The sequence below is a fragment of the Streptomyces sp. NPDC041122 genome, assembly GCF_055592445.1.
Genome location: NZ_JBVIYQ010000009.1, coordinates 20,201 through 46,058 on the forward strand (window position 1 = coordinate 20,201; position 25,858 = coordinate 46,058).

The following is a 25,858-nucleotide window of genomic DNA, read 5'->3' on the forward strand; positions in this document are numbered from 1 at the left end:
CGACGTAGCGTCAGAAGATCATTACTGGCTGTGCGTTATCGGTAAAGAATGCGCTTCGCGACCGGTTTTTTACTGATGGGATTTGAACTGATCACAAGAAGGTCACTAAGGTCTCGCCTCGAACCCCCGCTCGGTTGATCACCCATCCGGGGTGGCGGCGGTGGTACCCGCCCGCCGCGTCCCGGTAGGCGGCCGGAGGAAGAAGGAGCCGCCCGCGTGGCGTCCCACCGTCGACCCAAGCAGCCGAGCCGCACCCGCGTGACCGTGCTCACCGCGACCGCCGCCGCTGCCGTGGCCCTCACCTCGCAGGGTGCCGCCCAGGCCGCACCGAAGCCGAGCAAGGACGAGGTCAAGTCCAAGGTCGACAAGCTCTACGAAGACGCGGAGCGGGCCACCGACAAGTACAACGGGGCCAAGGAGAAGCAGGAGAAGCTGGAGAAGCAGATCGGCGACCTCCAGGACAAGGTCGCCCGCGGCCAGGAGGACCTCAACGACCTGCGCGACGGCCTCGGTTCGATGGCCAGCGCCCAGTACCGCTCCGGCGGCATCGACCCCTCCCTGCAGCTCTTCCTCTCCTCCGACCCGGACGACTACCTCGACAAGGCGTCCACGCTCGACCAGCTGAGCAGCCAGCAGGTCGACGCCCTCAAGAAGATCCAGAAGAAGCAGCGGGACCTCGCGCAGCAGCGCAAGGAGGCCGCGGGCAAGCTGGACGACCTCGCCGACACGCGCGAGGAGCTCGGCAAGAAGAAGAAGGAAGTCCAGGGCAAGCTCGGCGAGGCGCAGCGGCTCCTCAACACGCTGACCGCCAAGGAGAAGGCCGCCCTGGCCGCCAAGGAGCAGAAGCGCGCGAGCCGCGCCCAGGGCGAGCGCGCCGACCTCGGCGACGAGAAGCCCGCCTCCGGCCGCGGCGCCGCAGCCCTCAGCGCCGCCGCCACCCAGATAGGCAAGCCCTACGTCTCCGGCGGCACCGGCCCCAACTCCTACGACTGCTCGGGCCTGACCCAGTGGGCGTTCGCGCAGGCCGGCGTGCACATCACCCGGACCACGTACACCCAGCAGAACGACGGCACGAAGATCGGCCGCGGCGAGCTCAAGCCCGGCGACCTGGTGTTCTTCAACAACCTCGCGCACGTCGGCTTCTACGCCGGCAACGGCCAGGTGCTGCACGCCCCGCACCCCGGCGCCTCGGTGCGCTACGAGTCGATGTCCTACCTCGGCTCCTTCCAGTTCGGCGTCCGCGTCTGAGCGGAGCGCCCGCCGCTTCGCTACCCCTGACGTCAACGCCGTGCCGACACCGCCCAAACGGGCGAATTCCGGCAACTCCCGCTGACCCCACGCCCCGTTGGTGACCTGGTCCGAGACGGGGCGTCGGGCTGTCCACGCCCGTCGTGCACCCCGCGAGGTCTTTGGCCGCCGCGTGTCCGCACGGCTACTGTCGGCGCGCATTCCCCCGGACAGCCGGGGGTTCGTCAGCGGAAGGGAGAGCGGCTTCCCGTGGGGTCCCATCGCCGTCCCGCACAGCCCGGTCTCGACCGGAGCACGCGCGTGACCGTCCTTTCAGCCGCCGCGGCCACCGCGGCGGCGGCCCTCGGCGCCGCGCCCGCGGGTGCCGCGCCGCAGGACAAGCCGTCCGACACCCGGGCCACCGTGGACCGGCTGTACGAGCAGGCCGAGCAGGCGACCGAGCTGTACAACAAGGCCGATGAGCGCGCCGACAAGCTGCGCGAGCAGGTCGGCCGGGCCAAGGACGGCGTCGCGCGCGGCCAGGAGCGCATCAACCGGATGCGCGGGGCGCTCGGCGCGCTCGCCGGCGCGCAGTACCGCTCCGGCGGCATCGACCCCTCGCTGGCCCTGCTGCTCTCCTCCGACCCGGACGGCTACCTCGACCGGGCCTCGGTCCTCGACCGCGTCGGCGCCCGGCAGGCGGGCGAACTCGCCGATCTGCAGCGGGCCCAGCGCACGCTCGCCCAACAGCGCGCGGAGGCGGGCCGCAAACTCGCCGAGCTGGAGAAGAGCCGCACCGCCGTCGCCCGCCACAAGCGCACCGTCGAGCACAAGCTGGCCAGGGCGAGGAAGCTGCTCAACTCCCTGTCGGACGACGAGCGCGACGCGTACAAGAGATCCTCGCGCTCCGGCGAGCGCGCCGAACTGCCCGAGCTCGGCGGCGCCCCGGCCTCCTCGCGGGCCGCCGCCGCCATCGCGGCCGCGCGGTCCGCGGTCGGCCGCCCGTACGTGTGGGGCGCCAACGGGCCCTCCGGATTCGACTGTTCGGGCCTCATGCAGTGGTCGTACGGCCAGGCCGGTGTCGCCCTGCCGCGCACCTCGCAGGCCCAGCGGTACGCCGGGCGCCAGGTCTCCCTGTCCGAGGCCAGGCCCGGCGACCTGGTCGCCTACCGCGACGACGCCAGCCACATCGGGATGTACATGGGCAACGGCCAGGTGGTCCACGCCCCGTACCCCGGGGCCGCCGTCCGCTACGACCCGGTCGGCATGATGCCGGTCTCCTCCGTGACGCGGGTCTGACCGGCGGGCGGCGGGATCCGCCCCGTACGATCGGGAAGGTGGCTGGTCGCGGACGCGGGTCGTGGGTGGTGGCGCTGTGCGGCGCGCTCTGCCTCGCCCTGCTCGCCGGATGCGGCGGCGACCCGGTCCCGGACGCCGCCGCCGACGACGTCCGCAGACTCCTGGAGCGGCGCGCACGGGCCGTCCTCGCCGACGACGCGGCGGCGTACCGGCGGACCGAGCGGCCCGCGAAGGGCGCCCCGGACCTCTTCGCCCGCGTCGACGACGTGCCGCTGGACTCCTGGGAGTACCGGCTGACCGGGCTGGAGCGCACCGGCGCCGAGGCCACCGCGAGCGCCGAACTCCTCTACCGCGTCAAGGGCTACGACCGCGCCCCGGTCACCGCGGAGCGCACGCTCACGCTGCGCCGCCGCGACGGCCGCTGGTACGTCACCGCCGAGCGCCCCGCGAAGAAGTCCGGCCAGCAGCTCTGGGACCAGGGGCACGTACGCGTCGAGCGGGGCGCGCACAGCCTCGTCCTCGGCGTCGGGCAGAGCGCCGCGGAGCTGCGCGCCCACCGCGAGCTGGCCGACCGTGCGGTGCCCCACGTGCGGGAGGCCTGGCCGGGCGGCTGGCCGGGCAAGGTCGTCGTCCTCGTGCCGCACTCGCTGGACGACATGGCGGGGCTGCTCGGGGCGTCCGCGTCCGGGTACCGGGGGATCGCGGCGGTCACCACGGGTGAGGCGGGCGGCTCCGGCCGGGCGCCCGCCGACCGGATCATCGTCAACCCCGAGGCGTACGGCGTCCTCGGCGACTTCGGCAAACAGGTCGTCCTCACCCATGAGGCGACCCACGTGGCGACCCGCGCGCAGACCTCCGCGGCCACCCCGCTCTGGCTCTCCGAGGGCTTCGCGGACTGGGTGGGCTACCGCGACACGGGGCGCAGCGCGGCGCAGGCCGCGCCCGAACTACGGCGTGCGGTGCAGCGCGGGGAGGTGCCGGACGCGCTTCCGAAGGACGAGGACTTCGGTTTCGCGGGGGACGCGACGCGGCTCTCGGGGGCCTACGAGGGCGCCTGGCTGGCCTGCCGGATGATCGCCGAGCAGTGGGGCGAGCGGAAGCTGACGGACTTCTACCGGGCGGTGGGCGCCCACGAGGAGCGGGCGGGCGCGGTCGGGGACGCGCTGCGGGACGTCCTGGACACCACGTCCGACGACTTCACGGCGCGCTGGCGTACGTATCTGCGCGCGGAGCTCGGCTGAGCTGTTCCGGCACCGGCTGCCGCTGTGCCCGGTACGGTTCGGACACCGTCTGCCGCCACAGGTTCCGGCAGGCCAGCAGGGTCGCCGCGACCAGCAGGCCGTTGCGCACGAGGAGCAGTGCCACGCCCAGCGGATCGCTCGCCACGACGTGCGAGAACCAGACCGGGAACTCCAGGAACGTGACGAACGTGGCCGCGAGCACCAGCCGCGCCGGGACCGCCATGCGGCTGCCGCGGAACGCCAGGCAGACCGAGCCGACGCCGACCAGCCAGAGCATGTACTGCGGGCTGATCACCCGGCTCGTGGTGGTGAACAGGAGCACGGCCACGAAGGCCGCGTCCGCGGGCGTGCTCGCGACCCGGGCCGCGGCCCGCAGCCGCCACACCAGGAGCCAGCAGAACGCCGCGACCGTCAGCCCCTGCGCCGCGGTGCTCACCAGCGGCACGTACGGGCCGAGGAACTCCACCGAGCCGTAGTTGAGCCGCACTTCGCCCCGCCAGCCGAGGTGCCGCCCGACGTGCAGGACGAGGGCGCCGAGGGACTCCACCTCGGTGCCGCGGTCGCGCTGGAAGGTGAGGAAGGCCAGGGCGCCCGGCATCGGCACGACGAAGGCCAGCGTGAGGGCGCAGGCCGTGCCCGCCGCCGCGGCCCAGGACCGCCGGGTCGCCCGCCCGCGCGGGGCGCCGACGAGCAGCAGCACCGGCCACACCTTGAGCAGCGCCCCGAACCCGGCGAGCACCCCCATGGTGCGCGGGTGCCGCGCCCCGGCGAGCAGCGCGGCGACCGCGACGGCGACCACCATCACGTCGTACCGGGCGTACACGGTGGGCCCCAGCAGGGCCACGCCCACCACCCACGTCCAGGCGCCCCGGGGTGACTTGCCGGGGCGCCGGCCCGCGTACAGGAGCAGTCCGCACACCGCGGCGTCGCAGAGCAGGGCCAGGACGAAGAAGGCCGTGGCGTAGCCGAGGAAGGGCAGCGCGGCGGGGGAGAGGACGGCGAGGGCGGCGGCGGGCGGGTACTGCCAGGTGACGTCGTCGAGCGGGAAGGTGCCGGTGCGCAGGACCTCGTACCAGCCCTGGTAGATGACGGAGACGTCGCTGGTCACGTCCGGGCCGGGGCCGGCGAGCACATGGAGGACGCACAGCAGCAGGACGGTTCTGGTCAGGACCCAGACGGTCAGGATGCGCATCATGTGCACTTCGCCCCTTTCCCGCTACTTCATTGTGATTCGGGGAGCCATGATGCCGGGCCGGTCCGGGCGAGGGCGAAGAGGCTGGGCCGTGCGGCGGTGCGGAGGGGGTGGTGGCGCGGAGGGCGCTCCGTGCCGCGGCGGGCCTTTCGGTACTGTCGTGCGCGATGCACAAGACCCTGATCGTCACGAACGACTTCCCGCCCAGGCCCGGTGGCATCCAGGCGTTCCTGCACAACATGGCGCTGCGCCTGGACCCCGAGCAGATCGTCGTCTACGCCTCCACCTGGAAGCGCGGCCGCGAGGGGGCCGAGGCCACCGCCGCCTTCGACGCCGAGCAGCCCTTCCAGGTCGTACGCGACCGTACGACGATGCTGCTGCCCACCCCGCGCGTCACCAGCCGCGCGGTCTCGCTGCTGCGCGAACACGGCTGTACGTCGGTGTGGTTCGGGGCGGCGGCGCCGCTCGGGCTCATGGCGCCCGCGCTGCGCCGGGCGGGCGCGCGCCGGCTCGTCGCCACGACCCACGGCCACGAGGCGGGCTGGGCCCAACTGCCCGCCGCGCGCGGGCTGCTGCGGCGGATCGGCGAGTCGACGGACACGATCACCTATCTCGGTGAGTACACCCGCTCACGGATCGCCGGGGCGCTGACCCCGGCGGCGGCGGGCCGCATGGTCCAACTGCCGCCCGGCGTCGACGAGAAGACCTTCCACCCCGGCTCCGGCGGCGCGGAGGTACGGGCCCGGCTCGGCCTCACCGACCGGCCGGTCGTGGTCTGCGTCTCGCGTCTGGTGCCGCGCAAGGGGCAGGACACGCTGATCCTCGCCATGCCGGGGATTCTCGCCGCGCAGCCGGACGCGGTGCTGCTCGTCGTGGGGGGCGGCCCTTACGAGGAGGACCTGCGCCGGCTCGCCGCCGAGACGGGGGTTGCCGATTCCGTGCGGTTCACCGGGGCGGTGCCGTGGGGGGAGCTTCCCGCGCACTACGGCGCGGGCGACGTCTTCGCCATGCCGTGCCGGACGCGGCGCGGGGGCCTCGACGTGGAGGGCCTCGGCATCGTCTACCTGGAGGCGTCCGCGACGGGCCTTCCGGTCGTCGCCGGTGACTCCGGCGGGGCACCGGACGCGGTGCTCGACGGGGAGACGGGCTGGGTGGTCCGCGGCGGCTCGCCCGAGGAGGCGGCCGACCGGATCGTCGCCCTGCTCGGCGACGGGGCGCTTCGCGCGCGGATGGGAGAGCGGGGCCGGGCGTGGGTGGAGGAGAAGTGGCGCTGGGATCTGTTGGCGGAGCGCCTCCGTGACCTCCTGTGACGCGGGCCGTCTGCCCCGCCGCCGTGGCTGATCGCGCAGTTCCCCGCGCCCCTGAAAGCGGCTGCGCCGCCTCCCGGGGTGCGGGGGGAGCGTGAAGGGGGAATGCGGGGCGCAGCCCCGGCATTCAGGGGCGCGGGGAACTGCGCAGGCGACCACGAACCAGCCGCACTCGCGGGCGCGGAAGAGGCCCCCACGCCGAGTGGGCGCCACCGTCACCACGTCATGACGCTAACCGCGATAGATCGACTCGATCTCGTCCGCGTAGTCCTTCGCCACGACGTTCCGCTTCAGCTTCAGCGACGGCGTCAGATGGCCCGACTCCTCCGTGAACTGGGAGCCGAGGACCCGGAACTTCCGTACGGACTCCGCCTTGGAGACCGCCGCGTTGCCGTCGTCCACCGCGCTCTGGATCGCCGCGAGCAGATCCGCGTCGTCCCGCAGCGACGCCGCCGTCGACCCCGCCGGCTTGCCGTGCTCCGCGGCCCACCGGCCGAGGAACTCGTCGTCGACCGTGACCAGCGCGCCGACGAAGGGGCGGCCGTCGCCGACCACCATGCACTCGGCGACCAGCGCGTGCGCGCGGATGCGGTCCTCGATCACGGCGGGGGCCACGTTCTTGCCGCCCGCGGTGACGATGATCTCCTTCTTGCGGCCGGTGATGCGCAGATACCCGTCCTCGTCGAGGGTGCCGATGTCACCGGTGTGGAACCAGCCGTCGGCCAGCGCCTCCTCGGTGGCGCCCTCGTTGTTCCAGTACTCCTTGAACAGGTGCTCGCCGTGGAGCAGCACCTCGCCGTCGTCGGCGATGCGGACCACCGAGCCGGGGAGCGGCTGGCCGACCGTGCCGATCTTCTGGCGGTCCCACGGGTTGAAGGCGGTGGCCGCGCAGGACTCGGTCAGGCCGTATCCCTCGAGGACCGTGAAGCCGATGCCGCGGAAGAAGTGGCCGAGGCGCTCGCCGAGCGGCGCGCCGCCGGAGATCGCGTACTCGCCGCGACCGCCGAGGACCGCGCGCAGCTTGCTGAAGACCAGCTTGTCGAAGATCTTGTGCTTGACCTTCAGGCCCAGGGACGGGCCCGAAGGGGTGTCGAGCGCGCGGCTGTACGCGATGGCCGTGTCCGCGGCCTTGTCGAAGATCTTGCCCTTGCCGTCGGCCTGCGCCTTGGCGCGCGCCGAGTTGTAGACCTTCTCGAAGACGCGCGGGACGCCCAGGACCATGGTCGGCCGGAAGGAGGCGAGTTCGTCCGTGAGGTGTTTGACGTCGGGCGCGTGGCCGAGCTTGATCGGCGCCATCAGCGCGGCGACCTCGACGAGCCGTCCGAAGACGTGCGCGACGGGCAGGAAGAGCAGGACCGAGCACTCGCCGGTACGGAAGAGCGGCTTGAGGCGCTCCACCACGTTGCCGCACTCCGCGAAGAAGCTGCGGTGGGTGAGCACGCAGCCCTTGGGGCGTCCCGTGGTGCCCGAGGTGTAGACGATGGTGGCCGGGTCGTCGGCGCCCGCGACCGCGCTGCGCTCGTCGACGGTCTCGTCTGCGACCTCGGCGCCGGCGGCGTGCAGCTCCTCGACGCCGCCCTTGTCGATCTGCCAGACGTGCGCGAGGCCGGGCAGCCGGTCGCGCACGGACTCCACGGCGGCGGCGTGCGCGTCGAGCTCGACGACGCAGGCCACGGCACCGGAGTCGCCGAGGATCCACTGGATCTGCTCGGCCGAACTCGTCTCGTACACCGGGACGGTGACCGCGCCGGCGCTCCAGATGGCGAAGTCGAGGAGCGTCCACTCGTAACGGGTGCGGGACATCAGGCCGACCCGGTCGCCGGGGCCCACCCCCGCGGCGATCAGGCCCTTGGCGGTGGCGCGCACGTCGGCGAGGAAGGCCTTGGCGGTGACGTCCTGCCAGCGGCCGTCGACCTTGCGGCCGATGACGGCGACATCCGGGTGCTGCGCGGCATTTCTGCGGACGATGTCGGTCAGATTGCCGTCCGCAGGGACCTCGTACAGGGCCGGAAGGCTGAACTCGCGCAAGACTGCTGCTCCTACATAGGGCGCCGGCGCCACGACGTCGTGTGCTGCGACGGTGCGGTCCAAGATCGGGCAGGTGCTCAGTCGAGATGGGGGGCTGAGCACTACTGGACTGCCCGGACGTTACCCACCGGTATGGCTTGTTCGGTAGGGGGGCAGGCCCAGATGTTCGGTGCGTCACACGTCGCTGTGGTCTGCAGCGCACAGTACGCCACCGTCTTCCCGACTCGGAAGTAACCGCAGGTCCGGCCGGTGGACGGGCGCCGGGCCGTGGCCCCTACCCTCCGCGGGGCCGCCGTCCTAGGGTGATCGGCATGCCAGGTTTCCGGGTCAATGTGGTCAGTGACGTGCACGGCAACGCCGAGGGGCTCGCCCGCGCGGGGGAGGGCGCGGACGCGCTCGTCTGCCTGGGTGACCTCGTGCTCTTCCTCGACTACGCCGACCACTCGCGCGGTATCTTCCCCGACCTCTTCGGCGCGGAGAACGCCACCAGGCTGGTGGAACTGCGCACCGCCCGCCGGTTCGACGAGGCCAGGGAGTTCGGCGGCCGGCTCTGGGCGGACGTCGACCGCGCCGCGGCCATCGAGAGCGCGGTCCGCAAGCAGTACGCCGAAATGTTCGCGGCCTTCCCCACTCCGACCTACGCCACCTACGGCAATGTCGACATCCCCGCCCTGTGGCCCGAATACGCCGGACCCGGTATCAGCGTCCTGGACGGCGAGCGGGTGGAGATCGGCGGCCGCGTCTTCGGCTTCGTCGGCGGCGGCCTGCGCACCCCGATGCGGACGCCGTACGAGATCAGCGACGAGGAGTACGCGGCCAAGATCGAGGCGGTCGGCGAGGTCGACGTGCTGTGCACGCACATCCCGCCGGACGTACCCGAGCTCCTCTACGACACGGTGGCCCGGCGCTTCGAACGCGGCAGCGCGGCCCTGCTCGACGCGGTCCGGCGCACCCGTCCCACGTATGCGCTCTTCGGCCACGTCCACCAGCCGCTGGTCCGGCGCATGCGCGTCGGCGCGACGGAGTGCGTGAACGTCGGGCACTTCGCGGGGTCCTCACGGCCCTGGGCCCTGGAGTGGTGAGAGCGAACCGCGCGGTAGCCTTCACGCGGTAGGACCACCTCGGACACCCGCGTACCGGACCGCATCTGGAGGAGCCACGGCCATGGCCGAACACACCAGCTCGAGCATCACGATCGAGGCGGCACCGGCCGAGGTCATGGGGGTGATCGCCGACTTCGAGCGCTACCCCGACTGGACGGGTGAGGTGAAGGAGGCCGAGGTCCTCGCCACCGACGAGCGGGGCCGCGCCAAGGAGGTCCGCCTCGTCATGGACGCGGGCGCGATCAAGGACGACCAGACGCTCGGCTACACCTGGACCGGGGACGACGAGGTGAGCTGGACCCTGGTGAAGTCGCAGATGCTGCGCTCCCTGGACGGCTCCTACCTGCTGCGCCCCGCGGGGTCCGGTACCGAGGTCACGTACAGGCTGACGGTCGACGTCAAGATCCCCATGCTCGGCATGATCAAGCGCAAGGCGGAGAAGGTCATCATCGACCGCGCCCTGGCGGGCTTGAAGAAGCGGGTCGAGTCCAAAGAGGCCTGAGGGGCCTGAGGGGCGGGCCTGAGGGGTAAGCGGGGCGCAGCCCCAGCTTCCCGGGGGCGCGGGGAACGGCGCGAGCAACCCCACTCAACCGAGCGCCGCGAACAAGCAACGCCCCCCCACGGCGAGTGGGCGCCCAACCAAGCCGCCCAGGAGGGTGGGCAGGGCGAAGCCCGCCTCCCCAGGGGCGCGGGGAACGGCGCGAGCAACCACCCCCCACCGCAAGCCGCAACCGAACAGCCCCCCCCCACGGCGAGTGGGCGCCCCCGTCAAGCCCGGCGCAGCCTCACGTACCGTTCACCCACATGCGCACCCTCCTCGTCACCGGCCCCGGCGGCTCCGGCCGGACCACGCTCGCCGCGGCCACCGCACTCGCCGCCGCGCGCGCGGGCCAGCGGACCCTGGTGCTCTCCGCCGACCGCGCCGACACCCTCGGCACGGTGCTCAGCGGCCCCGGCGGCCCCGGCGCCCCCGGCGCCGACGCGCACCCCGGGCTCACCACCCGCCGGCTCGCCCCCGACGACCGCTTCCGTGCCGACCTGCTCGCCGTGCAGGAACGTGCCTCCTCCGCCCTCGACCTGCTCGGCGCCGAGCGGCTCGACGGCGAGGAGCTCACCCCGCTGCCCGGGGCCGAGGAGCTGGCCCTGCTCCGCGGCCTGCGCGACGCGGCCCGGGAGGCCGGCCGGGACGGCGGCCACGACACCGTGGTCGTCGACCTGCCGGCCGCCCCCCGCGCACTCGCGATCCTCGCGCTCCCCGAGCAGCTCCGCCGCTATCTGCGCCGGCTCCTGCCGCCCGAACGGCAGGCCGCCCGCGCCCTGCGCCCCATGCTCGGCCGGCTCGCCGGCGTCCCGCTGCCCGCCGCCTGGCTGTACGAGAGCGCGGCCCGCCTGGAGGACGAACTCACCGCCGTCCAGCGCGTGATCGAGGCCCCCGGCACCACCGTCCAGCTGGTCGCCGAGCCCGGCCCCGCCGGCGCCGACGCCGTCCGCGCCACCGCCACCGGCCTGGCCCTGCACGGCCTGCGCGCCGACACCCTGATCGCCAACCGCGTGCTGCCGGACGCGAGCGCGGACACCTGGCTCGCCGGGCTCGCCGCCCAGCAGCACAAGACGCTCGACGACTGGGAGGCCGCGTACGGCCGCGTCGGCCGGGTCCCGCACCTCGGCCGCGACCCGCGCGGCGCCGACGACCTCGCCGCCCTCGGCCTGCCGGCCCCCGCCGCCGCGCCCGCCCCCGTCGCCTGGCCCGTCACCGAGGCTCCCGCCGACGAGCCGGACCACCGCTACGTCTGGCACCTGCCGCTCCCCGGCGTCGCCCGCGACGAGCTCGGCCTCATCCGCCGCGGCGACGAACTCGCCGTCACCGCGGGACCCTTCCGCCGCATCGTCACCCTGCCGTCCGCGCTGCGCCGCTGCACGGTGGCGGGGGCGGGGCTGCGCGACGGCGAGCTGCGGGTGCGGTTCGCCCCCGACCCCGGCCTCTGGCCGCGCGGGAACTGAGTCCCGCCGCCGCACGGACGGTGAACGCGTGACCGCCATTCGGGTAACGTCGAGTGGCATGAGCGATGCCACCGAGCGCGAAGCCCCCGAAGTCGACGCCGACGCCTGGGAGCAGGCCTGCGCCGAGGATCTCGCGGCCGAGCGGGCCCGCCGCCGCGACCGGTACGGAGCCCCCACCGGATCGGCCGCCGAGGAACTGCGCAAGCTCGTCGACGCCGTCTCCGAGAAGCTCTCCGGCCTGCAGACACCGCTGCTCGGCGCGGTCGCGCAGGGCGCCGTCGAGCAGACGATCAAGCAGGTCGTCCGGGAGGCGAAGGCCGCCGTCGAGCCGGTCATCGAGCGCAACCCGGACGTCTTCGACCACCTCGCGGCGGCCGGCTCCGAGCTGCTCGCCGCCTACCGCTCCGCGGCCCGGGGCCAGGAGGGCCGGTGGACCCGCGGCGACGGCCCGGCCGGCGGCGCGCAGGACGGGCCGAAGAGCGGCGCCGGGGGCGGTGCCGAGGGCGGCGCGCAGGGCCGGGACCGCCGGGACGAGGGCCCCGCGGCCGGGGAACACATCGATCTGGACTGACCCCCCTCGGGTACGGTGGGCCGTAGCGGGGCTCGATCGAACTGAGGGATTCATGGGACTCACCATCGGCGTCGACATCGGCGGCACCAAGATCGCGGCCGGAGTGGTCGACGAGGACGGCAACATCCTCTCGACCTTCAAGGTGCCGACCCCTGGTACTTCCGAGGCCATCGTCGACGCGATCGCCTCCGCCGTCGCGGGCGCACGGGCCGGGCACGAGATCGTCGGCGTCGGCATCGGCGCCGCCGGATACGTCAACCGCCAGCGCTCCACGGTCTACTTCGCGCCGAACATCGACTGGCGCCAGGAGCCGCTCAAGGAAGAGGTCGAGAAGCGCGTCGGCCTGCCGGTCGTCGTGGAGAACGACGCCAACGCCGCGGCCTGGGGCGAGTACCGCTTCGGCGGCGGCAAGGGCCACCGCAACGTCATCTGCATCACGCTCGGCACCGGCCTCGGCGGCGGCATCATCATCGGCAACAAGCTGCGCCGCGGCCACTTCGGCGTGGCCGCCGAGTTCGGCCACATCCGGATGGTGCCGGACGGCCTGCTCTGCGGCTGCGGAAGCCAGGGCTGCTGGGAGCAGTACGCCTCCGGCCGCGCCCTCGTGCGGTACGCGATGCAGCGCGCCAACGCCACCCCCGAGAACGCCGAGTACCTGCTCTCGCTGGGCGACGGCACCCCCGAGGGCATCGAGGGCAAGCACATCTCGATGGCCGCCCGGCAGGGTGACGCCGTCGCGATCGACTCCTACCGCGAGCTGGCCCGCTGGGCGGGCGCCGGCCTCGCCGATCTGGCGTCGCTCTTCGACCCGTCCGCGTTCATCGTCGGCGGCGGCCTCTCGGACGAGGGCGAGCTGGTCCTCGACCCGATCCGCAAGTCCTTCAAGCGCTGGCTCGTCGGCGCCGCGTGGCGCCCCGAGGCCCAGGTGATCGCCGCCCAGCTGGGCAACGACGCGGGGCTCGTCGGCGCGGCCGACCTGGCGCGGGAGCCTGATCCCGTCATGTGACATCGCCCCGTACGGCGCACCGGTGCCCGTCGCGTCCCCTCCGGGAGCGGCGGGCACTGTCGTATCTTGATCGCCATGGCCAGCGAACCGCTCCCCAACTCCCGCACCGAACCGGACGGTTCGGCCGTCATCCGGGTGCTCAGCTACAACATCCGCTCGATGCGCGACGACACCGCCGCGCTCGCCCGGGTCATCTCCGCCTGCGCCCCCGACCTGGTCCTGATCCAGGAGGCCCCGCGGTTCTTCCGCTGGCGCAAGAAGCTGGCCCGGCTGGCGCGCGCGGCCGACCTGGTGATCCTCTCCGGCGGCGGCAGCGCGGCGGGACCCGCGCTGCTCTGCTCGCTGCGCGCCACCGTCGAGCGCACCGAGGACGTGCTGCTGCCGCTCACCCCCGGCCTGCACCGGCGCGGCTTCGCCACCGCCGTCGTCCGGTTCGGGGGCGCCCGGCTCGGTGTCCTGAGCGCTCACCTGAGCCTGCAGGGCGACGAGCGGTACGAGCAGGGCGGCATGCTCCTCGACCGGCTCGCGGGGATGAGCGTGGAGCACGCGGTGGCGGGCGGCGACCTCAACGAGCGGCCGGACGGGCGGACGTTCCGCAGGCTCGCCGGCGCGCTGACGGACTGCTGGGCGGCGAAGCCCTGGGGGAGCGAGAACACCTCGACGCCCGCCGATCCGCACCAGCGCATCGACGCGCTCTTCACCACCCCCGGCATCGAAGTTCTGGGCTGCGGCGTGCCGTTGCGGCTGGCCGGGGTGAGCGAGGACGACCTGAGGGCGGCCACGGACCACCTGCCGGTCCTGGCCGCCCTCAGGGTTCCCGCGTCCCGCCGGGGCGACGAGGCCCGGTGAGGTCTACGGCCGCTGCTTCATCTTGTCGACGACCGCCCACTCGACGGTGTGCGACAGCTGGGTGTACGTCTTCTTTCCGTCAGGCGAGACCCGCTCATCACCAAAGCCCAGGAACGCATAGGACTTCGGGTCGAAGATGAGGTACTTGCCCTTGGAATGGGAGGGGTAGGCGATCCCCACACCGGGACGCCCGGCGGAGTCCACGACCCCCTCGACCGTCTTGACGCCGGGCACGAGCGCCAGTCCTTCGTAGGCCGCCGCGCGCAGCCCTTCGGGCAGCGCCGGAGCCTTCAGGAGCTCGCCGAGCAGGAAGTAGGCCTGCCACCGGTCGTCCTTGGTGAGTGCACTGATCGGGGTGTCGGTGCTGCCCAGGAACACGATGGCCGGGACGAGCTTCTCGGGGTCGGTGGGCAGCTTCTTCAGCTCGGCCCACCGGCGGGGCGGCCACACCCCCTGACCCCTGCTCATGGGCTCCTCCCACATGACCTTGCCGAGCTCCATGGACAAGGAGCGCTTGGAGCCGTCCACCGACTCCCACATCTCGTCGGTGTAGGTCCTGACCTCGCCGGTCTTCCGCTCCGTTTCCCTGATGATCCGCTTGGAGTAGAGGAACTGGTCGTCGCGGGGTACCACGGTCCGCTTCTCGTGCCTGCGTTCCCGGGTGGCCGCGCCGCTGAGCACCTTCGCGGCGGCGACGGTGGCCGCGTGCGGTGAGCCGGCGGCCGGCGGCTTCGCCCGCTCACTCTCCTTCGTGCCGTCGCCGGTGACCAGAAGGGTCGCGGCCACTGCGGCTGTCACCAGTCCGGTGAGGGCGATGCGCAGCACGGGACGGCGCCACAACGGCCGTACCGTCGCGGGACGCTCGTTCATCGCGGCGAACAACCGCACCCGCGCCCGATGGCGCGTGCCGTCGTCCAGCGGGGGAGCCCCCGCGTCCCAGTCGCGCAGTTCGTCGAGCTCATTCATGGGCGTGTGCCTCCTGGAAAGCTGTCGGATCGGATCCGCCCAGTGCTTCGCGCAACGCGCCGCGAGCCCGGTGCAGCCGTGATCTGACCGTGCCGACGGGCACCCCCAACGCGCGGGCCGCCTCCTCGTAGTCGAGGTCGGCCCACGCCACCAGGAGGACCACGTCGCGGTGGCGGGCGGAGAGCCCGGCCAGCGCGGCCGCCAGGTCCGCGCGCAGCCCCGCGGCGCCCGCGCGGGCCACCGCGCGGTCGGCGACCGGCTCCTCGTGCGGCACCGGCGAGGGCACCCGGGCCAGCGCCTTGAAGCGGCGGGCCTCGGCCCTGCGGTGCCGTCCGACGAGGTTGGTCGCGATGCCGAACAGCCAGGGGCGGGCGTCGGCCCGCGCCAGGTCGTACCGGTGGCGCTCCTTGAAGGCGGTGGCGAAGGTGTCCGCCATCAGATCCTCCGCCGCCTCGGGGCCGAGCCGGCGGGCCGCGTACCGGTATACGGAGTCGGCGTGCCGGTCGTAGAGGGCGGCGAACTGCTCGGGCTCGTCCCGGGACCGCTCGATGAACCGGGCGTCGCTCTCCTCGGACCGCCCGCGCGGCGACACGTGCTCTCCCCTGTGGAGCACGTGCCCACGCGCGGGGCCCTCGGCCTCCCGTGCACCGAGAGGGACGCCGGGATCGACGGTCATCGGGGCTCCTTTCGTTCGTCTGAACGCCTCGAAGGCTTGGGCTTCTTTCGGTGGTTCACCTCTCCTTCGCCGCTGGGCGGGATCGAGTTCCATCCGGGGTGCGGGGACCGGGGTGCGGGCACACAGAAGGCCCGCCCGGAGCTGTCCGGACGGGCCCTCTCGCTGTTGCCGGGCTCAGACGACCGCGCCGCGCCCCGGGTCCTCGTCCTCCTCGTCGTCGCCGCCCATCCGCATCACCAGCGTGGCGAAGCCGCCGAGGAAGCCGCCGATGCCGAGCGTGGTCAGCCACCACGTCATCTGCCAGCCGAACAGCACCGCGAGCAGGATGAGCAGTGGTCCGCCGAGCACCGCGAGCCAGGCGAACTTGGCGGTCACGTCCGCGTCGGGGAGCGGCGGCGGCTCCGGCGGCACGAAGTGGCCCTCGTCGTCGGCGTCGAAGTCGCCCTCGGAGGGCTCCGGGGCGGTGTAGTCGCGGGGGCCGCCGACGCCGGGCGCGAACGAGACGGAGCTGCCGAGCGGCTTGCCGGTGCCCGGCTCGTCCTCGGCGTCCTCGGGCCGGCCGCCCGCCGGGCCGCCCGCGGGCCCGTTCGACTCGGCCTCCAGGAGCGCCAGGCCGTCGACCGACTTGAAGGGCTTGGCGCCCGGCGGGTCCGCGGGCTCCTCGCCGTATCCCGCGACGATCGCCTGCCAGGCGGCGTCCTCGTCCAGGGGCAGGCCCTCGCGCGGCTCCTCGCCCTTGCCGGGAACCTTCTCGGGCTCGCGGCTCTCCTCGCGGTCCGCCTCGTGCTCAGCCACCGGTGGCCGTCCCTTCCTTGCCGAAGCTGGGGGCGAGCCGGTCGATGAACGTGTGGCTCTCCTCGAAGATCCGGTCCGCGTCGTAGTCCAACGTCGCGACGTGGTAGCTCTGTTCCAGCAGGATCTCCGTGACGTCCCGGGAGGAGACGCGGCTGAGGATCCGGGCCGAGTCGGCGGGCGGCACCACGTGGTCGCGCGGGCTGTGCAGCACCATCAACGGCTGCGTCACCTGCGGCAGTTCGGCGTCGACCAGGCGGAAGAAGCGGCGCAGCGAGTGGGCTGCGTGCAGCGGGATGCGGTGGTAGCCGATCTCCTCGGAGCCGGGCTTGGCGATGTCGCTGACGATGCCCTTGGTGCTCGGCACCAGGTGCCGGGCGACCGGCAGGGCGTGCGCCGCGGCGCCGTGCACCTTGTTCCCCGGGTTGACCAGGACGAGGCCGCTGATCGCGTCGCCGTGCTTCGCGGCGAGCCGCAGCGCGAGCGCGCCGCCCATCGAGAGCCCGAAGACGAAGACCCGCTCGCACCGGTCGACGAGGCCGCGCAGCTCGCGCTCCACCTCCGCGTACCAGTCCTGCCAGCCGGTGACCTGCATGTCCTCCCAGCGGGTGCCGTGCCCGGGCAGCAGCGGCAGCGAGACGGTGAGGCCGCGCTCCGCCAGATGCTCGGCCCAGGGGCGCAGCGACTGCGGGGATCCGGTGAAGCCGTGGCAGAGGAGGACGCCGATCTCGCCGCCTTCGTGGCGGTACGGCTCGGCTCCGGGGAGGACCGGCACCTTCGGTCTCCTTCGTGAGAGGTGGCAGGGGGTCGTCAGAGGTGGCAGGGGTCGTGAGAGGCGAGAGGGGGTTTCGCGGGGCCGCGAGGGGAAGCGAGGAGTACTTCACCGTACGCGACCGGGCTGACACCGACCAGGGTCGTCGGGCCCATTGGCGGTACCCCGGGTTAAGGTCTGATCCACAGAAACAGGAGGCACTCGGTTTGATCTACGGCGCAATGAAGGTTGCCATCGGAGGGCCGCTGAAGCTCGGCTTCAGGCCCTGGGTGGAGGGCCTTGAGAACGTCCCCGCCGAAGGCCCCGCGATTCTGGCCAGCAACCACCTCTCCTTCTCGGACTCCTTCTTCCTGCCCGCGGTCCTCGACCGCAAGGTCACCTTCATCGCCAAGGCGGAGTACTTCACCTCGCCGGGTGTGAAGGGCAAGTTGACCGCGGCCTTCTTCAAGGGTGTGGGCCAGCTCCCCGTGGACCGCTCCGGCGGGCGCGGCGCGGGCGAGGCGGCGATCAGGAGCGGCATCGAGGTCCTGGAGCGCGGCGAGCTCTTCGGCATCTACCCCGAGGGCACCCGCTCGCCCGACGGACGCCTCTACCGCGGCAAGCCCGGCGGCCTCGCGCGCGTCGCGCTCGCCACCGGCGCCCCCGTGCTGCCCGTCGCGATGATCGACACGGAGAAGATCCAGCCGCCCGGCAAGGTGCTGCCCAAGCTGATGCGGCCCGGCATCCGCATCGGCAAGCCGCTCGACTTCCGCCGCTACCAGGGCATGGAGCAGGACCGCTTCGTGCTCCGCGCGCTGACCGACGAGGTCATGTACGAGATCATGAAGCTCTCCGGCCAGGAGTACGTCGACATGTACGCGACGGCCGCGAAGCGCCAGATCACCGAGGCGGCCAAGGCCGCCAAGGCCGCGGAGAAGGAAGCGGAGAAGACGGAAGACAAGGAACGTTCCGGCTCCTAGCAGCGTCCGTTCAGGGGCGGGGAACGCCTGCGGGGCGGGTGGGCGACAGGCGGGGAAGACGGCGGTGGGGGACATGGCCAGGCGCGAGAAAGTCATGAGGATGTCGGTCGAGCAGCCGCTGTGGCGCGCGCTCACCGCCTACCGCGTCCTGACGATGCTGTACGCGATCGGCCTCTTCGTGGCGGCGCACGAGAAGCTGGACCGCCCCTGGCTCGCCGTCGCCTACTACGCGGTGCTCGCCCCCTGGACCCTGGCCACCCTGCCCCGCGTCGCGAACGCCGCGAGCTGCACCCGGCGCTTCCTCTTCGCCGACCTGACCGTGGCCATCGCCGGCATTCTGCTCACCCCCCTCGCCGACTCCCAGCAGCGGATCGTCGACGGCGGCCCGACGCTGCCCTCCATATGGACGGCCGGCTCCGTCCTCGCCTTCGCCATCAAGGGCGGCTGGCGCTGGGCGGCCTCGGCCTCGCTGCTCGTGGGCGTCGCCAACGTGGTGCAGCGCGGCGCGTTCAGCCGCGACACCCTGCACAACGTCCTGCTGGTCTGCATCGCCTCCATCGCCATCGGTTACGTCGTGGAGCTGGCTCGCGCCTCCGAGCGCACCCTGGCCCGCGCCCTGGAGATCGAGGCCGCGACCCGCGAGCGCGAACGGCTCGCCCGCGACATCCGCGACAGCGTCCTGCAGGTCCTCGCCATGGTGCAGCGCCGCGGCACGGCCATCGGCGGCGAGGCCGCGGAGCTCGGCCGGCTCGCGGGCGAGCAGGAGGTCGCGCTGCGGACCCTGGTCGCCGGGGGCATGGTCCCCGCCTCGCACGCGTCGGAGGACGTCTCGCTGGGCGCGGTCGTACGCGAGGTCGAGGTGCCGGACGACGACCCGGACGACACGGCCCCGTGCGACCTGCGCTCGCTTCTCGTCCCGCACGCCGGGTCGAGGGTGACGCTCTCCGAGCCGGGCGCGCCGGTCCTCCTCGCGCCGCGGGCCGCGCGGGAGCTGGCGGCCGCCGTCGGCGCGGCCCTGGACAACGTCCGCCGGCACGCGGGCGCCGGCGCCCGCGCCTGGATCCTGGTCGAGGACGAGCCGGACGACGTGATCGTGACGGTCAGGGATGACGGCCCCGGCATCGCGGAGGGGCGGCTCGCGGAGGCCGAGGGGGAGGGGCGGCTCGGGGTCGCGCTGTCGATCCGGGGGCGGCTGTGGGACATCGGGGGCACGGCCGAGCTGATCTCGGTGCCGGGCCAGGGGACAGAAGTGGAACTGAAGGTGCCGCGCGCGGAGGCGCGGGAGGCGCGGGGGAAGGCGGGAAAGGCGAGATGAACGAGCACCAGAGGAAGAATCCGGCCACGGAGGCCGCCGAGGCCACAGGGACGGCAGGGGCCACAGAAACAGGTGGGGCCACGGGGACGGCGAGGGACGGCGCCGCCGCCCCGACCAAGGTGATGGTCGTCGACGACCACCCCATGTGGCGTGACGCGGTCGCCCGCGACCTCGCGGAGGCCGGTCTCGACGTGGTCGCCACGGCGGGCGACGGCGAGCAGGCGGTCCGCCGCGCGCAGGCGGTCGGCCCGGACGTCCTGGTCCTCGACCTGAACCTGCCGCTGAAGCCGGGCGTGCAGGTCTGCAAGGAACTCGTCGGCGCCAACCCGGCGCTGCGCGTCCTGGTCCTCTCCGCGAGCGGCGAGCACGCCGACGTCCTGGAGGCGGTCAAGTCCGGCGCGACCGGCTACCTCCTGAAGTCCGCGTCCACCGAGGAGCTCATCGACGCGGTGCGCCGCACGGCCGTCGGCGACGCGGTCTTCACCCCGGGCCTGGCCGGCCTGGTCCTCGGCGAGTACCGCCGCCTGGCCACCGAGACCGCCGCCGGCACCCCGGACGACCCGAAGGCCCCGCAGCTCACCGACCGCGAGACGGAGGTCCTGCGCCTGGTCGCCAAGGGCCTGAGCTACAAGCAGATCGCCGAGCGCCTGGTCATCTCGCACCGCACCGTGCAGAACCACGTCCAGAACACCCTCGGCAAGCTCCAGCTGCACAACAGGGTGGAGCTCGTGCGGTACGCGATCGAGCGGGGCCTGGACGACGCGTGACCCTCGTACGGGTGAACGTTCTTGATCAACTCGCCTGCGCAGTACAGGAATTGACCGTTCGCACCGTCCCGGAGTGACCTGGATCACCATTAGCGTGACTCGCATCAGGTCACTGAGGCGAAGGGACTTTTCCTATGGGGGCCAAGAAAATTGGCGTACTGACCGGAGGCGGCGACTGCCCCGGGCTCAACGCCGTCATCCGGGGCATCGTCCGCAAGGGCGTGCAGGAGTACGGCTACGACTTCGTCGGCTTCCGGGACGGCTGGCGCGGTCCGCTGGAGGGCGACACCGTCCCGCTCGACATCCCCGCCGTCCGCGGCATCCTGCCCCGCGGCGGCACCATCCTCGGCTCCTCGCGCACCAACCCGTTCAAGGCGGAGAACGGCGTGCGCCGCATCAAGGAGAACCTCGCCAAGTACGAGGTCGACTCCCTCATCGCGATCGGCGGCGAGGACACGCTCGGCGTCGCCGCGCGCCTCACCGACGAGTACGGGATCCCGGTCGTCGGCGTCCCCAAGACCATCGACAACGACCTCTCCGCCACCGACTACACCTTCGGCTTCGACACCGCCGTCGGCATCGCCACCGAGGCGATCGACCGGCTGCACACCACCGCCGAGTCCCACATGCGCGTCCTCGTCGTCGAGGTCATGGGCCGCCACGCGGGCTGGATCGCGCTCCACTCGGGCCTCGCGGGCGGCGCCAACGTCATCCTCATCCCCGAGCAGCGCTTCGACGTCGACCAGGTGTGCGCCTGGGTGACCTCGCGCTTCAAGGCGTCGTACGCCCCGATCGTCGTCGTCGCCGAGGGCGCCATGCCGAGGGACGGCGAGATGGTCCTCAAGGACGGCTCGCAGGACTCCTTCGGGCACGTCAGGCTCTCCGGGGTCGGCGAGTGGCTGGCCAAGGAGATCGAGGGGCGCACCGGCAAGGAGGCGCGCACCACGGTCCTCGGGCACGTCCAGCGCGGCGGCACCCCGAGCGCCTTCGACCGCTGGCTCGCCACCCGCTTCGGCCTGCACGCCATCGACGCGGTACGGGACGGCGACTTCGGCAAGATGGTCGCGCTGCAGGGCACGGACGTGGTCCGCGTCCCGATCGCGCAGGCCACGGCGAAGCTGAAGACGGTCGACCCGGCGCTGTACCGGGAGGTCGGCGTCTTCTTCGGCTGACGCCGCCGCCCGAGGGACGGCCCCGGGCTCCGGGTGCCGTCCCGGCGGGCGGTCCCTAGACTCGCGCCCATGGAGATCCTCGCGTTCGGCGTGCAGTCCGACGAGAAGCCGCTGATCGAGAAGGCCTTCGCGGGACACCACGACGTCCGCTGCCTCGATGTGTTCCTGAACGAGGACACCGCCCCCATCGCCGCCGGCTACGAGATCATCTCCTCCAGCGTCAACGCGACCCTGAACAACCACGTCCTGCAGACCCTCGCCGCGGGCGGCACGCAGATGATCGCCCAGCGCTCCACCGGCTTCAACAACATCGACCTCCAGGTCGCCGAGCGCCTCGGCCTGACCGTCGCCCGCGTCTCGTCCTACTCGCCCTACTCCGTGGCCGAGTTCGCCTGGACCCTCGCCATGGCCGTCAACCGCCGCATCGTCCGCGCCAGCAACCGCACCCGCGACTTCGACTTCCGCCTCGACGGCCTGATGGGCCGCGACCTGCGCGGCCGCACCGTCGGCGTGCTCGGCACCGGCAAGATCGGTGAGGCGTTCACCCGTATCGCGCACGGCTTCGGCATGCGGTTGCTCGGCTGGGACGTCGCCGAGAACCCGGCCTGCGCCGCCCTCGGCATGACGTACGTGGAGAAGGACCGCCTCCTCGCCGAGGCGGACCTCGTCAGCCTGCACGTGCCGCTGCTGCCCTCCACCCGGCACCTCATCGGCGCCGACGCGCTACGCACGATGAAGGACGACGCGATCCTGGTGAACTCCAGCCGGGGCGGTCTGATCGACACCCACGCCCTGGTCGGGGAGTTGCGCGCGGGCCGCTTCACGGGCGTGGGCCTGGACGTGTACGAGGCGGAGGCCGGGCTCTTCTTCCTCGACAAGTCCCTGGAGGTCGTCGAGGACGACACCCTGGCCCGCCTCGTCACGTTCCCCAACGTCGTCGTCACGTCCCACCAGGCGTACTACACGGCGGACGCGGTCGGCCAGATCATCGACACCACGGTGCGCAACGTCCTCGACTACAGCGCGGGCCGCCGCTCCGAGAACGTCCTGGTGCCCGCCGAGACGAGCAGTTGACCGAGCAGGTCCCGCACGATGCCGGTGCCGCGCAGCGTCAGCACCGACTCCGGGTGGAACTGCACGCCCGCGAAGGAGGGGCCGCGCACGGCGTGCACCTCACCGCCGGCGCCGTCCACGGCCACCTCCACGTCGTGCGCGGCCAGCTCCGCCCGCGTCTCCGCGTCACAGCGCGCCACGAAGCTGTTGTAGAAGCCGACGGTCTCCGGCCGTCCGAACAGGTCGACGCGGGTCTGCGCACCCTGGTACGGCACGTCCTTGCGCACGATCTCCAGGCCCAGCTCCGCCGCGATCAGCTCGTGCCCGAGGCAGACGCCGAGCACGCCGTACGGGTGGTTACGGATCACCTCGGCCGTCAGCGACCGCAAAAAGCGCATCTTCGGGTCGGTGAGGTCGGACGGATCACCGGGCCCGGGGCCGAGCACCACCGGGCCCCGGTGCGCGAGCGCCGTCTCCCGCAGCCCCGCCTCGTCGTAGCGCCGCACCGACACCTGAAGGCCCAGGGAGCGCAGCACGTGCGCGAGCATCGCGGTGAACGTGTCCTCGCCGTCCACCACGAGCGCGTGCCCGGCCAGCTCGTCCCGCGGCTCCTGCATCCGCAGCCAGAACGGCGCGAGGGAGGCCCGCCGCCCGTCGAGCGCCGCCCGCACCCGCGGGTCCTCGGCGACGAGGGCGGGCCGGGCGCCCTCCTCGCGCGGCCTGCCCGGCCGGACGCCCAGCGCGGCGAGGACACCCGCCGCCTTCGCGTGGGTCTCCGCGACCTCGCTCATCGGGTCGGAGCCGCGCACCAGCGTGGCGCCCACCGGGACCCGCAGCCGCCCGGCCGCGCTGATGTCGGCGGTACGGATCAGGATGGGGGAGTCCAGGGTCTGCGCGCCGCCCGCGTCACGGCCGATGAGGGCGAGGGCGCCCGCGTAGTAGCCCCGGCCGCCGGACTCGTGCCGCTCGATCACCCGGCAGGCGTTCTGCACCGGCGAACCGGTGACGGTCGCCGCGAACATCGTCTCCTTCAGGACGTCCCGCACGTCCAGCGACGACCTGCCGCGCAGCTCGTACTCGGTGTGCGCGAGATGGGCCATCTCCTTCAGGCGCGGCCCGACCACCACGCCGCCCCTGTCGCCGACCGTGCACATCATCTTGAGCTCCTCGTCGACGACCATCGACAGCTCCTCGATCTCCTTGCCGTCGGAGAGGAAGCCGAGCAGGTCGTCCGCCGTGGGCCCGGCGGCCGGGTAGCGGTAGGTCCCGCTGATCGGGTTCATGACGACGGTCCCGCCGGACATCCGCACATGGACCTCCGGGCTCGCCCCGACCAGCGTCCGCTCCCCGGTGTGCACGACGTACGTCCAGTAGGCGCCCCGCTCACCCACGAGCAGCCGCCGGAAGAGCGCGAGGGCGTCGGCCCTGCCGAAGTCCGGGATGTGCCCCTCATACGTGCGCCGGATGACGAAGTTGGCGCCTTCGCCCCGGCCGATCTCCTCGCGCAGCACCCGCCCCACGATGTCCGCGTACGCGCCGTCGTCCACGTCGAAGGCGCCGCCCTCGACCCGCACGTCGTGCGTGGGCAGCGCGGCGAGCGCCTCGGCGAGCGGCACCTCGCGGCGCACCTCGGGGGTCAGGACGGTGAGCGGCGTGCCGTCGTCGCGGACGTCGAAGCCGCGCTCCCTGATCTGCCGGAAGGGCACGAGTGCGAGGCCCTCGGGGACGTCCGCGAGACGGTCGTACGTGCCGGCCGGGCCGACGAGGAGCTCGACCGTGTCGTGGTCGTGGCCCGGGGTGCGCCGCCGCAGCAGGGCGAACGGCCGGTCGTCGGACAGCAGGTCGGTGAGGTGCATCGATGGGGTTCCTTCTCCCTCGGAGAGGAACGGCCCGGCCCGGGAAGTCCCGGAAAACACTGAAGGCCGCCCCTCGGGCGGCCTTCGCGAGTCTGGGTGCGCAGAGTCAGTGGGCCGCCGGGAGAGCGGGCCACCACCAGTTCGGGTTCGTCGTCTGCGTACGCATGAGCGGCACCCTAACGCATCACCCGCCCGCTCACGCATCACCCGCCCGGCCGCGCGGAGGCTGTCGCTCCGTCTCACTTGGTGAGCGGGTGAATGGACGGGGCCCCGCACCCCGTAATGTTGACGAGGTGACCGTGAACGCTAAGACCACCGCCACCGGTGGCAACACCTGGCGAAACCTGCCCGCGGCGCAGCAGCCCGAGTACCCCGATGCCGAGGCTCTGCGCGATGTGATCGCGGACCTCGAGTCGTATCCGCCGCTCGTCTTCGCGGGCGAGTGCGACCAGCTGCGCGCCCGACTGGCCTCCGTCGCCAAGGGAGAGGCGTTCCTGCTCCAGGGCGGCGACTGCGCCGAGGCCTTCGACGCGGTGTCCGCCGACCACATCCGGAACAAGCTGAAGACCCTGCTCCAGATGGGCGCCGTCCTCACGTACGCGGCGTCCGTGCCCGTCGTGAAGGTGGGCCGCATCGCGGGGCAGTACTCCAAGCCGCGCTCCAAGGGCACCGAGACCCGCGACGGCGTGACCCTGCCGACGTACCGCGGCGACTCCGTCAACGGCTTCGACTTCAACGAGAAGGCCCGCATCCCGGACCCCGAGCGCCTGAAGCGGATGTACAACGCGTCCGCCTCCACGCTCAACCTGGTCCGCGCCTTCACCACCGGCGGCTACGCCGACCTGCACCAGGTGCACGCCTGGAACCAGGACTTCGTGAAGTCGTCCCCGTCCGGCCAGCGGTACGAGCAGCTGGCCCGCGAGATCGACAACGCGCTCAACTTCATGAAGGCCTGCGGCACCGACCCGGAGGAGTTCAAGACCGTCGAGTTCTACGCCTCCCACGAGGCGCTGCTGCTCGACTACGAGACGGCGCTGACCCGCGTCGACTCGCGCACCGGACGGCTGTACGACACCTCGGGCCACATGGTCTGGATCGGCGAGCGCACCCGGCAGCTGGACCACGCGCACATCGAGTTCGCCTCCCAGGTGCGCAACCCCATCGGCGTCAAGCTCGGCCCGACCACCACGGCCGAGGAGGCGCTGCAGTACATCGAGCGCCTCGACCCCGACCGCGAGCCCGGCCGGCTGACCTTCATCGTCCGGATGGGCGCCGACAAGGTCCGCGACAAGCTGCCCGAGCTCGTCGAGAAGGTCACCGCCTCCGGCGCGACCGTCGCCTGGATCACCGACCCGATGCACGGCAACACCTACGAGGCGGCCTCCGGTCACAAGACCCGCCGCTTCGACGACGTGCTCGACGAGGTCAAGGGCTTCTTCGAGGTCCACAAGGCGCTCGGCACGCACCCGGGCGGCATCCACGTCGAGCTCACCGGCGACGACGTCACCGAGTGCGTGGGCGGCGGCGACGAGATCTTCGTCGACGACCTGCACCAGCGCTACGAGACGGCCTGCGACCCGCGGCTCAACCGCAGCCAGTCGCTCGACCTGGCGTTCCTGGTCGCCGAGATGTACCGCGACCAGTAGTTCTCCGCCGTACGCACGAGTGGGGCGCGGATCCATGTGATCCGCGCCCCACCGGCGTAT

Annotated in this window: 23 protein-coding genes; 16 read left to right on the forward strand and 7 right to left on the reverse strand. The window is 72.8% G+C overall.

What is annotated here, in order from left to right:
- Positions 1–216: 216 nt before the first annotated feature.
- The 3 genes from ACZ6B8_RS29100 to ACZ6B8_RS29110 all read left to right on the forward strand — a co-directional run bounded on the left by ACZ6B8_RS29100 (position 217) and on the right by ACZ6B8_RS29110 (position 3,767).
- Positions 217–1,248, forward strand: coding sequence for a C40 family peptidase (locus tag ACZ6B8_RS29100; protein ID WP_471075289.1), 1,032 nt, complete (start codon positions 217–219; stop codon positions 1,246–1,248).
- Between the two features lie 249 nt (positions 1,249–1,497).
- Positions 1,498–2,526, forward strand: coding sequence for a C40 family peptidase (locus ACZ6B8_RS29105; RefSeq protein WP_471075293.1), 1,029 nt, complete (start codon positions 1,498–1,500; stop codon positions 2,524–2,526).
- A gap of 38 nt (positions 2,527–2,564) precedes the next feature.
- A complete protein-coding gene (locus ACZ6B8_RS29110; protein ID WP_471609178.1) occupies positions 2,565–3,767 on the forward strand; it encodes a hypothetical protein in 1,203 nt (400 codons plus the stop codon).
- On the opposite strand, the gene ACZ6B8_RS29115 is transcribed toward ACZ6B8_RS29110, so the two are convergent.
- Positions 3,724–4,962: a glycosyltransferase 87 family protein gene (locus ACZ6B8_RS29115; RefSeq protein ID WP_471609179.1), complete on the reverse strand. Its 1,239-nt coding sequence runs from the start codon at positions 4,960–4,962 to the stop codon at positions 3,724–3,726. The genes ACZ6B8_RS29110 and ACZ6B8_RS29115 overlap by 44 nt on opposite strands.
- Before the next feature lie 164 nt (positions 4,963–5,126).
- Between ACZ6B8_RS29115 and ACZ6B8_RS29120 the strand changes: the two genes are divergently transcribed.
- Positions 5,127–6,269 carry a glycosyltransferase family 4 protein gene (locus ACZ6B8_RS29120; RefSeq protein WP_471609180.1) on the forward strand — a complete coding sequence of 381 codons (1,143 nt, stop codon included), beginning with the start codon at positions 5,127–5,129 and terminating at the stop codon, positions 6,267–6,269.
- Between the two features lie 228 nt (positions 6,270–6,497).
- On the opposite strand, the gene ACZ6B8_RS29125 is transcribed toward ACZ6B8_RS29120, so the two are convergent.
- The gene (locus ACZ6B8_RS29125) at positions 6,498–8,294 is read right to left on the reverse strand and encodes an AMP-dependent synthetase/ligase (RefSeq protein WP_471609181.1); all 1,797 of its coding nucleotides are present in this window, start codon (positions 8,292–8,294) and stop codon (positions 6,498–6,500) included.
- A gap of 311 nt (positions 8,295–8,605) precedes the next feature.
- On the opposite strand from ACZ6B8_RS29125, the gene ACZ6B8_RS29130 reads away from it, so the two are divergent.
- From ACZ6B8_RS29130 to ACZ6B8_RS29155, 6 genes are all read left to right on the forward strand, one after another.
- Complete coding sequence (locus ACZ6B8_RS29130; protein WP_471075307.1) at positions 8,606–9,376, forward strand: metallophosphoesterase family protein; 771 nt, start codon at positions 8,606–8,608, stop codon at positions 9,374–9,376.
- Between the two features lie 82 nt (positions 9,377–9,458).
- Positions 9,459–9,899 carry an SRPBCC family protein gene (locus ACZ6B8_RS29135; RefSeq protein ID WP_471075311.1) on the forward strand — a complete coding sequence of 147 codons (441 nt, stop codon included), beginning with the start codon at positions 9,459–9,461 and terminating at the stop codon, positions 9,897–9,899.
- Between the two features lie 302 nt (positions 9,900–10,201).
- The gene (locus ACZ6B8_RS29140; protein WP_471609182.1) at positions 10,202–11,398 is read left to right on the forward strand and encodes an ArsA family ATPase; all 1,197 of its coding nucleotides are present in this window, start codon (positions 10,202–10,204) and stop codon (positions 11,396–11,398) included.
- Positions 11,399–11,456: 58 nt separating this feature from the next.
- Entirely contained in the window at positions 11,457–11,969 is a 513-nt protein-coding gene (locus ACZ6B8_RS29145) for a DUF5304 domain-containing protein (protein WP_471075316.1), read from the forward strand.
- Positions 11,970–12,021: 52 nt separating this feature from the next.
- Entirely contained in the window at positions 12,022–12,975 is a 954-nt protein-coding gene (locus ACZ6B8_RS29150) for an ROK family glucokinase (protein ID WP_355813669.1), read from the forward strand.
- Positions 12,976–13,050: 75 nt separating this feature from the next.
- Complete coding sequence (locus ACZ6B8_RS29155; protein WP_471609183.1) at positions 13,051–13,824, forward strand: endonuclease/exonuclease/phosphatase family protein; 774 nt, start codon at positions 13,051–13,053, stop codon at positions 13,822–13,824.
- 3 nt (positions 13,825–13,827) lie between these two features.
- Here ACZ6B8_RS29155 and ACZ6B8_RS29160 read toward each other — a convergent pair whose 3' ends face one another.
- The 4 genes from ACZ6B8_RS29160 to ACZ6B8_RS29175 form a co-directional block, all read right to left on the reverse strand.
- The gene (locus ACZ6B8_RS29160) at positions 13,828–14,790 is read right to left on the reverse strand and encodes a CU044_5270 family protein (RefSeq protein ID WP_471609184.1); all 963 of its coding nucleotides are present in this window, start codon (positions 14,788–14,790) and stop codon (positions 13,828–13,830) included.
- Positions 14,783–15,466 carry an RNA polymerase sigma factor gene (locus tag ACZ6B8_RS29165; RefSeq protein WP_471609185.1) on the reverse strand — a complete coding sequence of 228 codons (684 nt, stop codon included), beginning with the start codon at positions 15,464–15,466 and terminating at the stop codon, positions 14,783–14,785. The genes ACZ6B8_RS29160 and ACZ6B8_RS29165 overlap by 8 nt, the downstream gene beginning before the upstream one ends.
- A 174-nt stretch (positions 15,467–15,640) precedes the next feature.
- Entirely contained in the window at positions 15,641–16,261 is a 621-nt protein-coding gene (locus tag ACZ6B8_RS29170) for a hypothetical protein (protein WP_471609186.1), read from the reverse strand.
- Entirely contained in the window at positions 16,254–17,033 is a 780-nt protein-coding gene (locus tag ACZ6B8_RS29175; RefSeq protein ID WP_471075331.1) for an alpha/beta hydrolase, read from the reverse strand. Before ACZ6B8_RS29175 ends, ACZ6B8_RS29170 begins: the two co-directional genes overlap by 8 nt.
- A 218-nt stretch (positions 17,034–17,251) precedes the next feature.
- Here ACZ6B8_RS29175 and ACZ6B8_RS29180 point away from each other — a divergent pair, with 218 nt between their 5' ends.
- The 5 genes from ACZ6B8_RS29180 to ACZ6B8_RS29200 all read left to right on the forward strand — a co-directional run bounded on the left by ACZ6B8_RS29180 (position 17,252) and on the right by ACZ6B8_RS29200 (position 22,317).
- Positions 17,252–17,989 (forward strand): lysophospholipid acyltransferase family protein, encoded by a 738-nt coding sequence (locus ACZ6B8_RS29180; RefSeq protein ID WP_471609187.1) that lies wholly within the window; start codon positions 17,252–17,254, stop codon positions 17,987–17,989.
- Between the two features lie 73 nt (positions 17,990–18,062).
- Positions 18,063–19,304 (forward strand): MacS family sensor histidine kinase, encoded by a 1,242-nt coding sequence (gene macS, locus ACZ6B8_RS29185; RefSeq protein ID WP_471609188.1) that lies wholly within the window; start codon positions 18,063–18,065, stop codon positions 19,302–19,304.
- Between the two features lie 122 nt (positions 19,305–19,426).
- Complete coding sequence (locus tag ACZ6B8_RS29190; protein WP_471609361.1) at positions 19,427–20,071, forward strand: response regulator; 645 nt, start codon at positions 19,427–19,429, stop codon at positions 20,069–20,071.
- 134 nt (positions 20,072–20,205) lie between these two features.
- Positions 20,206–21,243 carry a 6-phosphofructokinase gene (locus ACZ6B8_RS29195; protein ID WP_471075338.1) on the forward strand — a complete coding sequence of 346 codons (1,038 nt, stop codon included), beginning with the start codon at positions 20,206–20,208 and terminating at the stop codon, positions 21,241–21,243.
- A gap of 69 nt (positions 21,244–21,312) precedes the next feature.
- The gene (locus ACZ6B8_RS29200) at positions 21,313–22,317 is read left to right on the forward strand and encodes a 2-hydroxyacid dehydrogenase (protein WP_471075341.1); all 1,005 of its coding nucleotides are present in this window, start codon (positions 21,313–21,315) and stop codon (positions 22,315–22,317) included.
- Here the strand turns inward: ACZ6B8_RS29200 and ACZ6B8_RS29205 are convergent.
- The gene (locus ACZ6B8_RS29205; RefSeq protein ID WP_471609189.1) at positions 22,260–24,152 is read right to left on the reverse strand and encodes an anthranilate synthase family protein; all 1,893 of its coding nucleotides are present in this window, start codon (positions 24,150–24,152) and stop codon (positions 22,260–22,262) included. The two genes, ACZ6B8_RS29200 and ACZ6B8_RS29205, sit on opposite strands and share 58 nt — an antisense overlap.
- A 293-nt stretch (positions 24,153–24,445) precedes the next feature.
- Between ACZ6B8_RS29205 and ACZ6B8_RS29210 the strand changes: the two genes are divergently transcribed.
- Positions 24,446–25,798, forward strand: a complete 1,353-nt coding sequence (locus tag ACZ6B8_RS29210; protein ID WP_471075347.1) for a class II 3-deoxy-7-phosphoheptulonate synthase — start codon at positions 24,446–24,448, stop codon at positions 25,796–25,798.
- Positions 25,799–25,858: the final 60 nt, after the last annotated feature.

What these genes read in the sequence shown, in the direction of transcription:
- ACZ6B8_RS29115 (WP_471609179.1), bottom strand. Translation starts at nt 4,962, where the DNA reads ATGATGCGCATCCTGACCGTCTGGGTCCTGACCAGAACCGTCCTGCTG.
- ACZ6B8_RS29120 (WP_471609180.1), top strand. Translation starts at nt 5,127, where the DNA reads ATGCACAAGACCCTGATCGTCACGAACGACTTCCCGCCCAGGCCCGGT.
- ACZ6B8_RS29130 (WP_471075307.1), top strand. Translation starts at nt 8,606, where the DNA reads ATGCCAGGTTTCCGGGTCAATGTGGTCAGTGACGTGCACGGCAACGCC.
- ACZ6B8_RS29135 (WP_471075311.1), top strand. Translation starts at nt 9,459, where the DNA reads ATGGCCGAACACACCAGCTCGAGCATCACGATCGAGGCGGCACCGGCC.
- ACZ6B8_RS29140 (WP_471609182.1), top strand. Translation starts at nt 10,202, where the DNA reads ATGCGCACCCTCCTCGTCACCGGCCCCGGCGGCTCCGGCCGGACCACG.
- ACZ6B8_RS29145 (WP_471075316.1), top strand. Translation starts at nt 11,457, where the DNA reads ATGAGCGATGCCACCGAGCGCGAAGCCCCCGAAGTCGACGCCGACGCC.
- ACZ6B8_RS29150 (WP_355813669.1), top strand. Translation starts at nt 12,022, where the DNA reads ATGGGACTCACCATCGGCGTCGACATCGGCGGCACCAAGATCGCGGCC.
- ACZ6B8_RS29155 (WP_471609183.1), top strand. Translation starts at nt 13,051, where the DNA reads ATGGCCAGCGAACCGCTCCCCAACTCCCGCACCGAACCGGACGGTTCG.
- ACZ6B8_RS29160 (WP_471609184.1), bottom strand. Translation starts at nt 14,790, where the DNA reads ATGAATGAGCTCGACGAACTGCGCGACTGGGACGCGGGGGCTCCCCCG.
- ACZ6B8_RS29165 (WP_471609185.1), bottom strand. Translation starts at nt 15,466, where the DNA reads ATGACCGTCGATCCCGGCGTCCCTCTCGGTGCACGGGAGGCCGAGGGC.
- ACZ6B8_RS29180 (WP_471609187.1), top strand. Translation starts at nt 17,252, where the DNA reads ATGAAGGTTGCCATCGGAGGGCCGCTGAAGCTCGGCTTCAGGCCCTGG.
- macS (WP_471609188.1), top strand. Translation starts at nt 18,063, where the DNA reads ATGGCCAGGCGCGAGAAAGTCATGAGGATGTCGGTCGAGCAGCCGCTG.
- ACZ6B8_RS29190 (WP_471609361.1), top strand. Translation starts at nt 19,427, where the DNA reads ATGGTCGTCGACGACCACCCCATGTGGCGTGACGCGGTCGCCCGCGAC.
- ACZ6B8_RS29195 (WP_471075338.1), top strand. Translation starts at nt 20,206, where the DNA reads ATGGGGGCCAAGAAAATTGGCGTACTGACCGGAGGCGGCGACTGCCCC.
- ACZ6B8_RS29200 (WP_471075341.1), top strand. Translation starts at nt 21,313, where the DNA reads ATGGAGATCCTCGCGTTCGGCGTGCAGTCCGACGAGAAGCCGCTGATC.
- ACZ6B8_RS29205 (WP_471609189.1), bottom strand. Translation starts at nt 24,152, where the DNA reads ATGCACCTCACCGACCTGCTGTCCGACGACCGGCCGTTCGCCCTGCTG.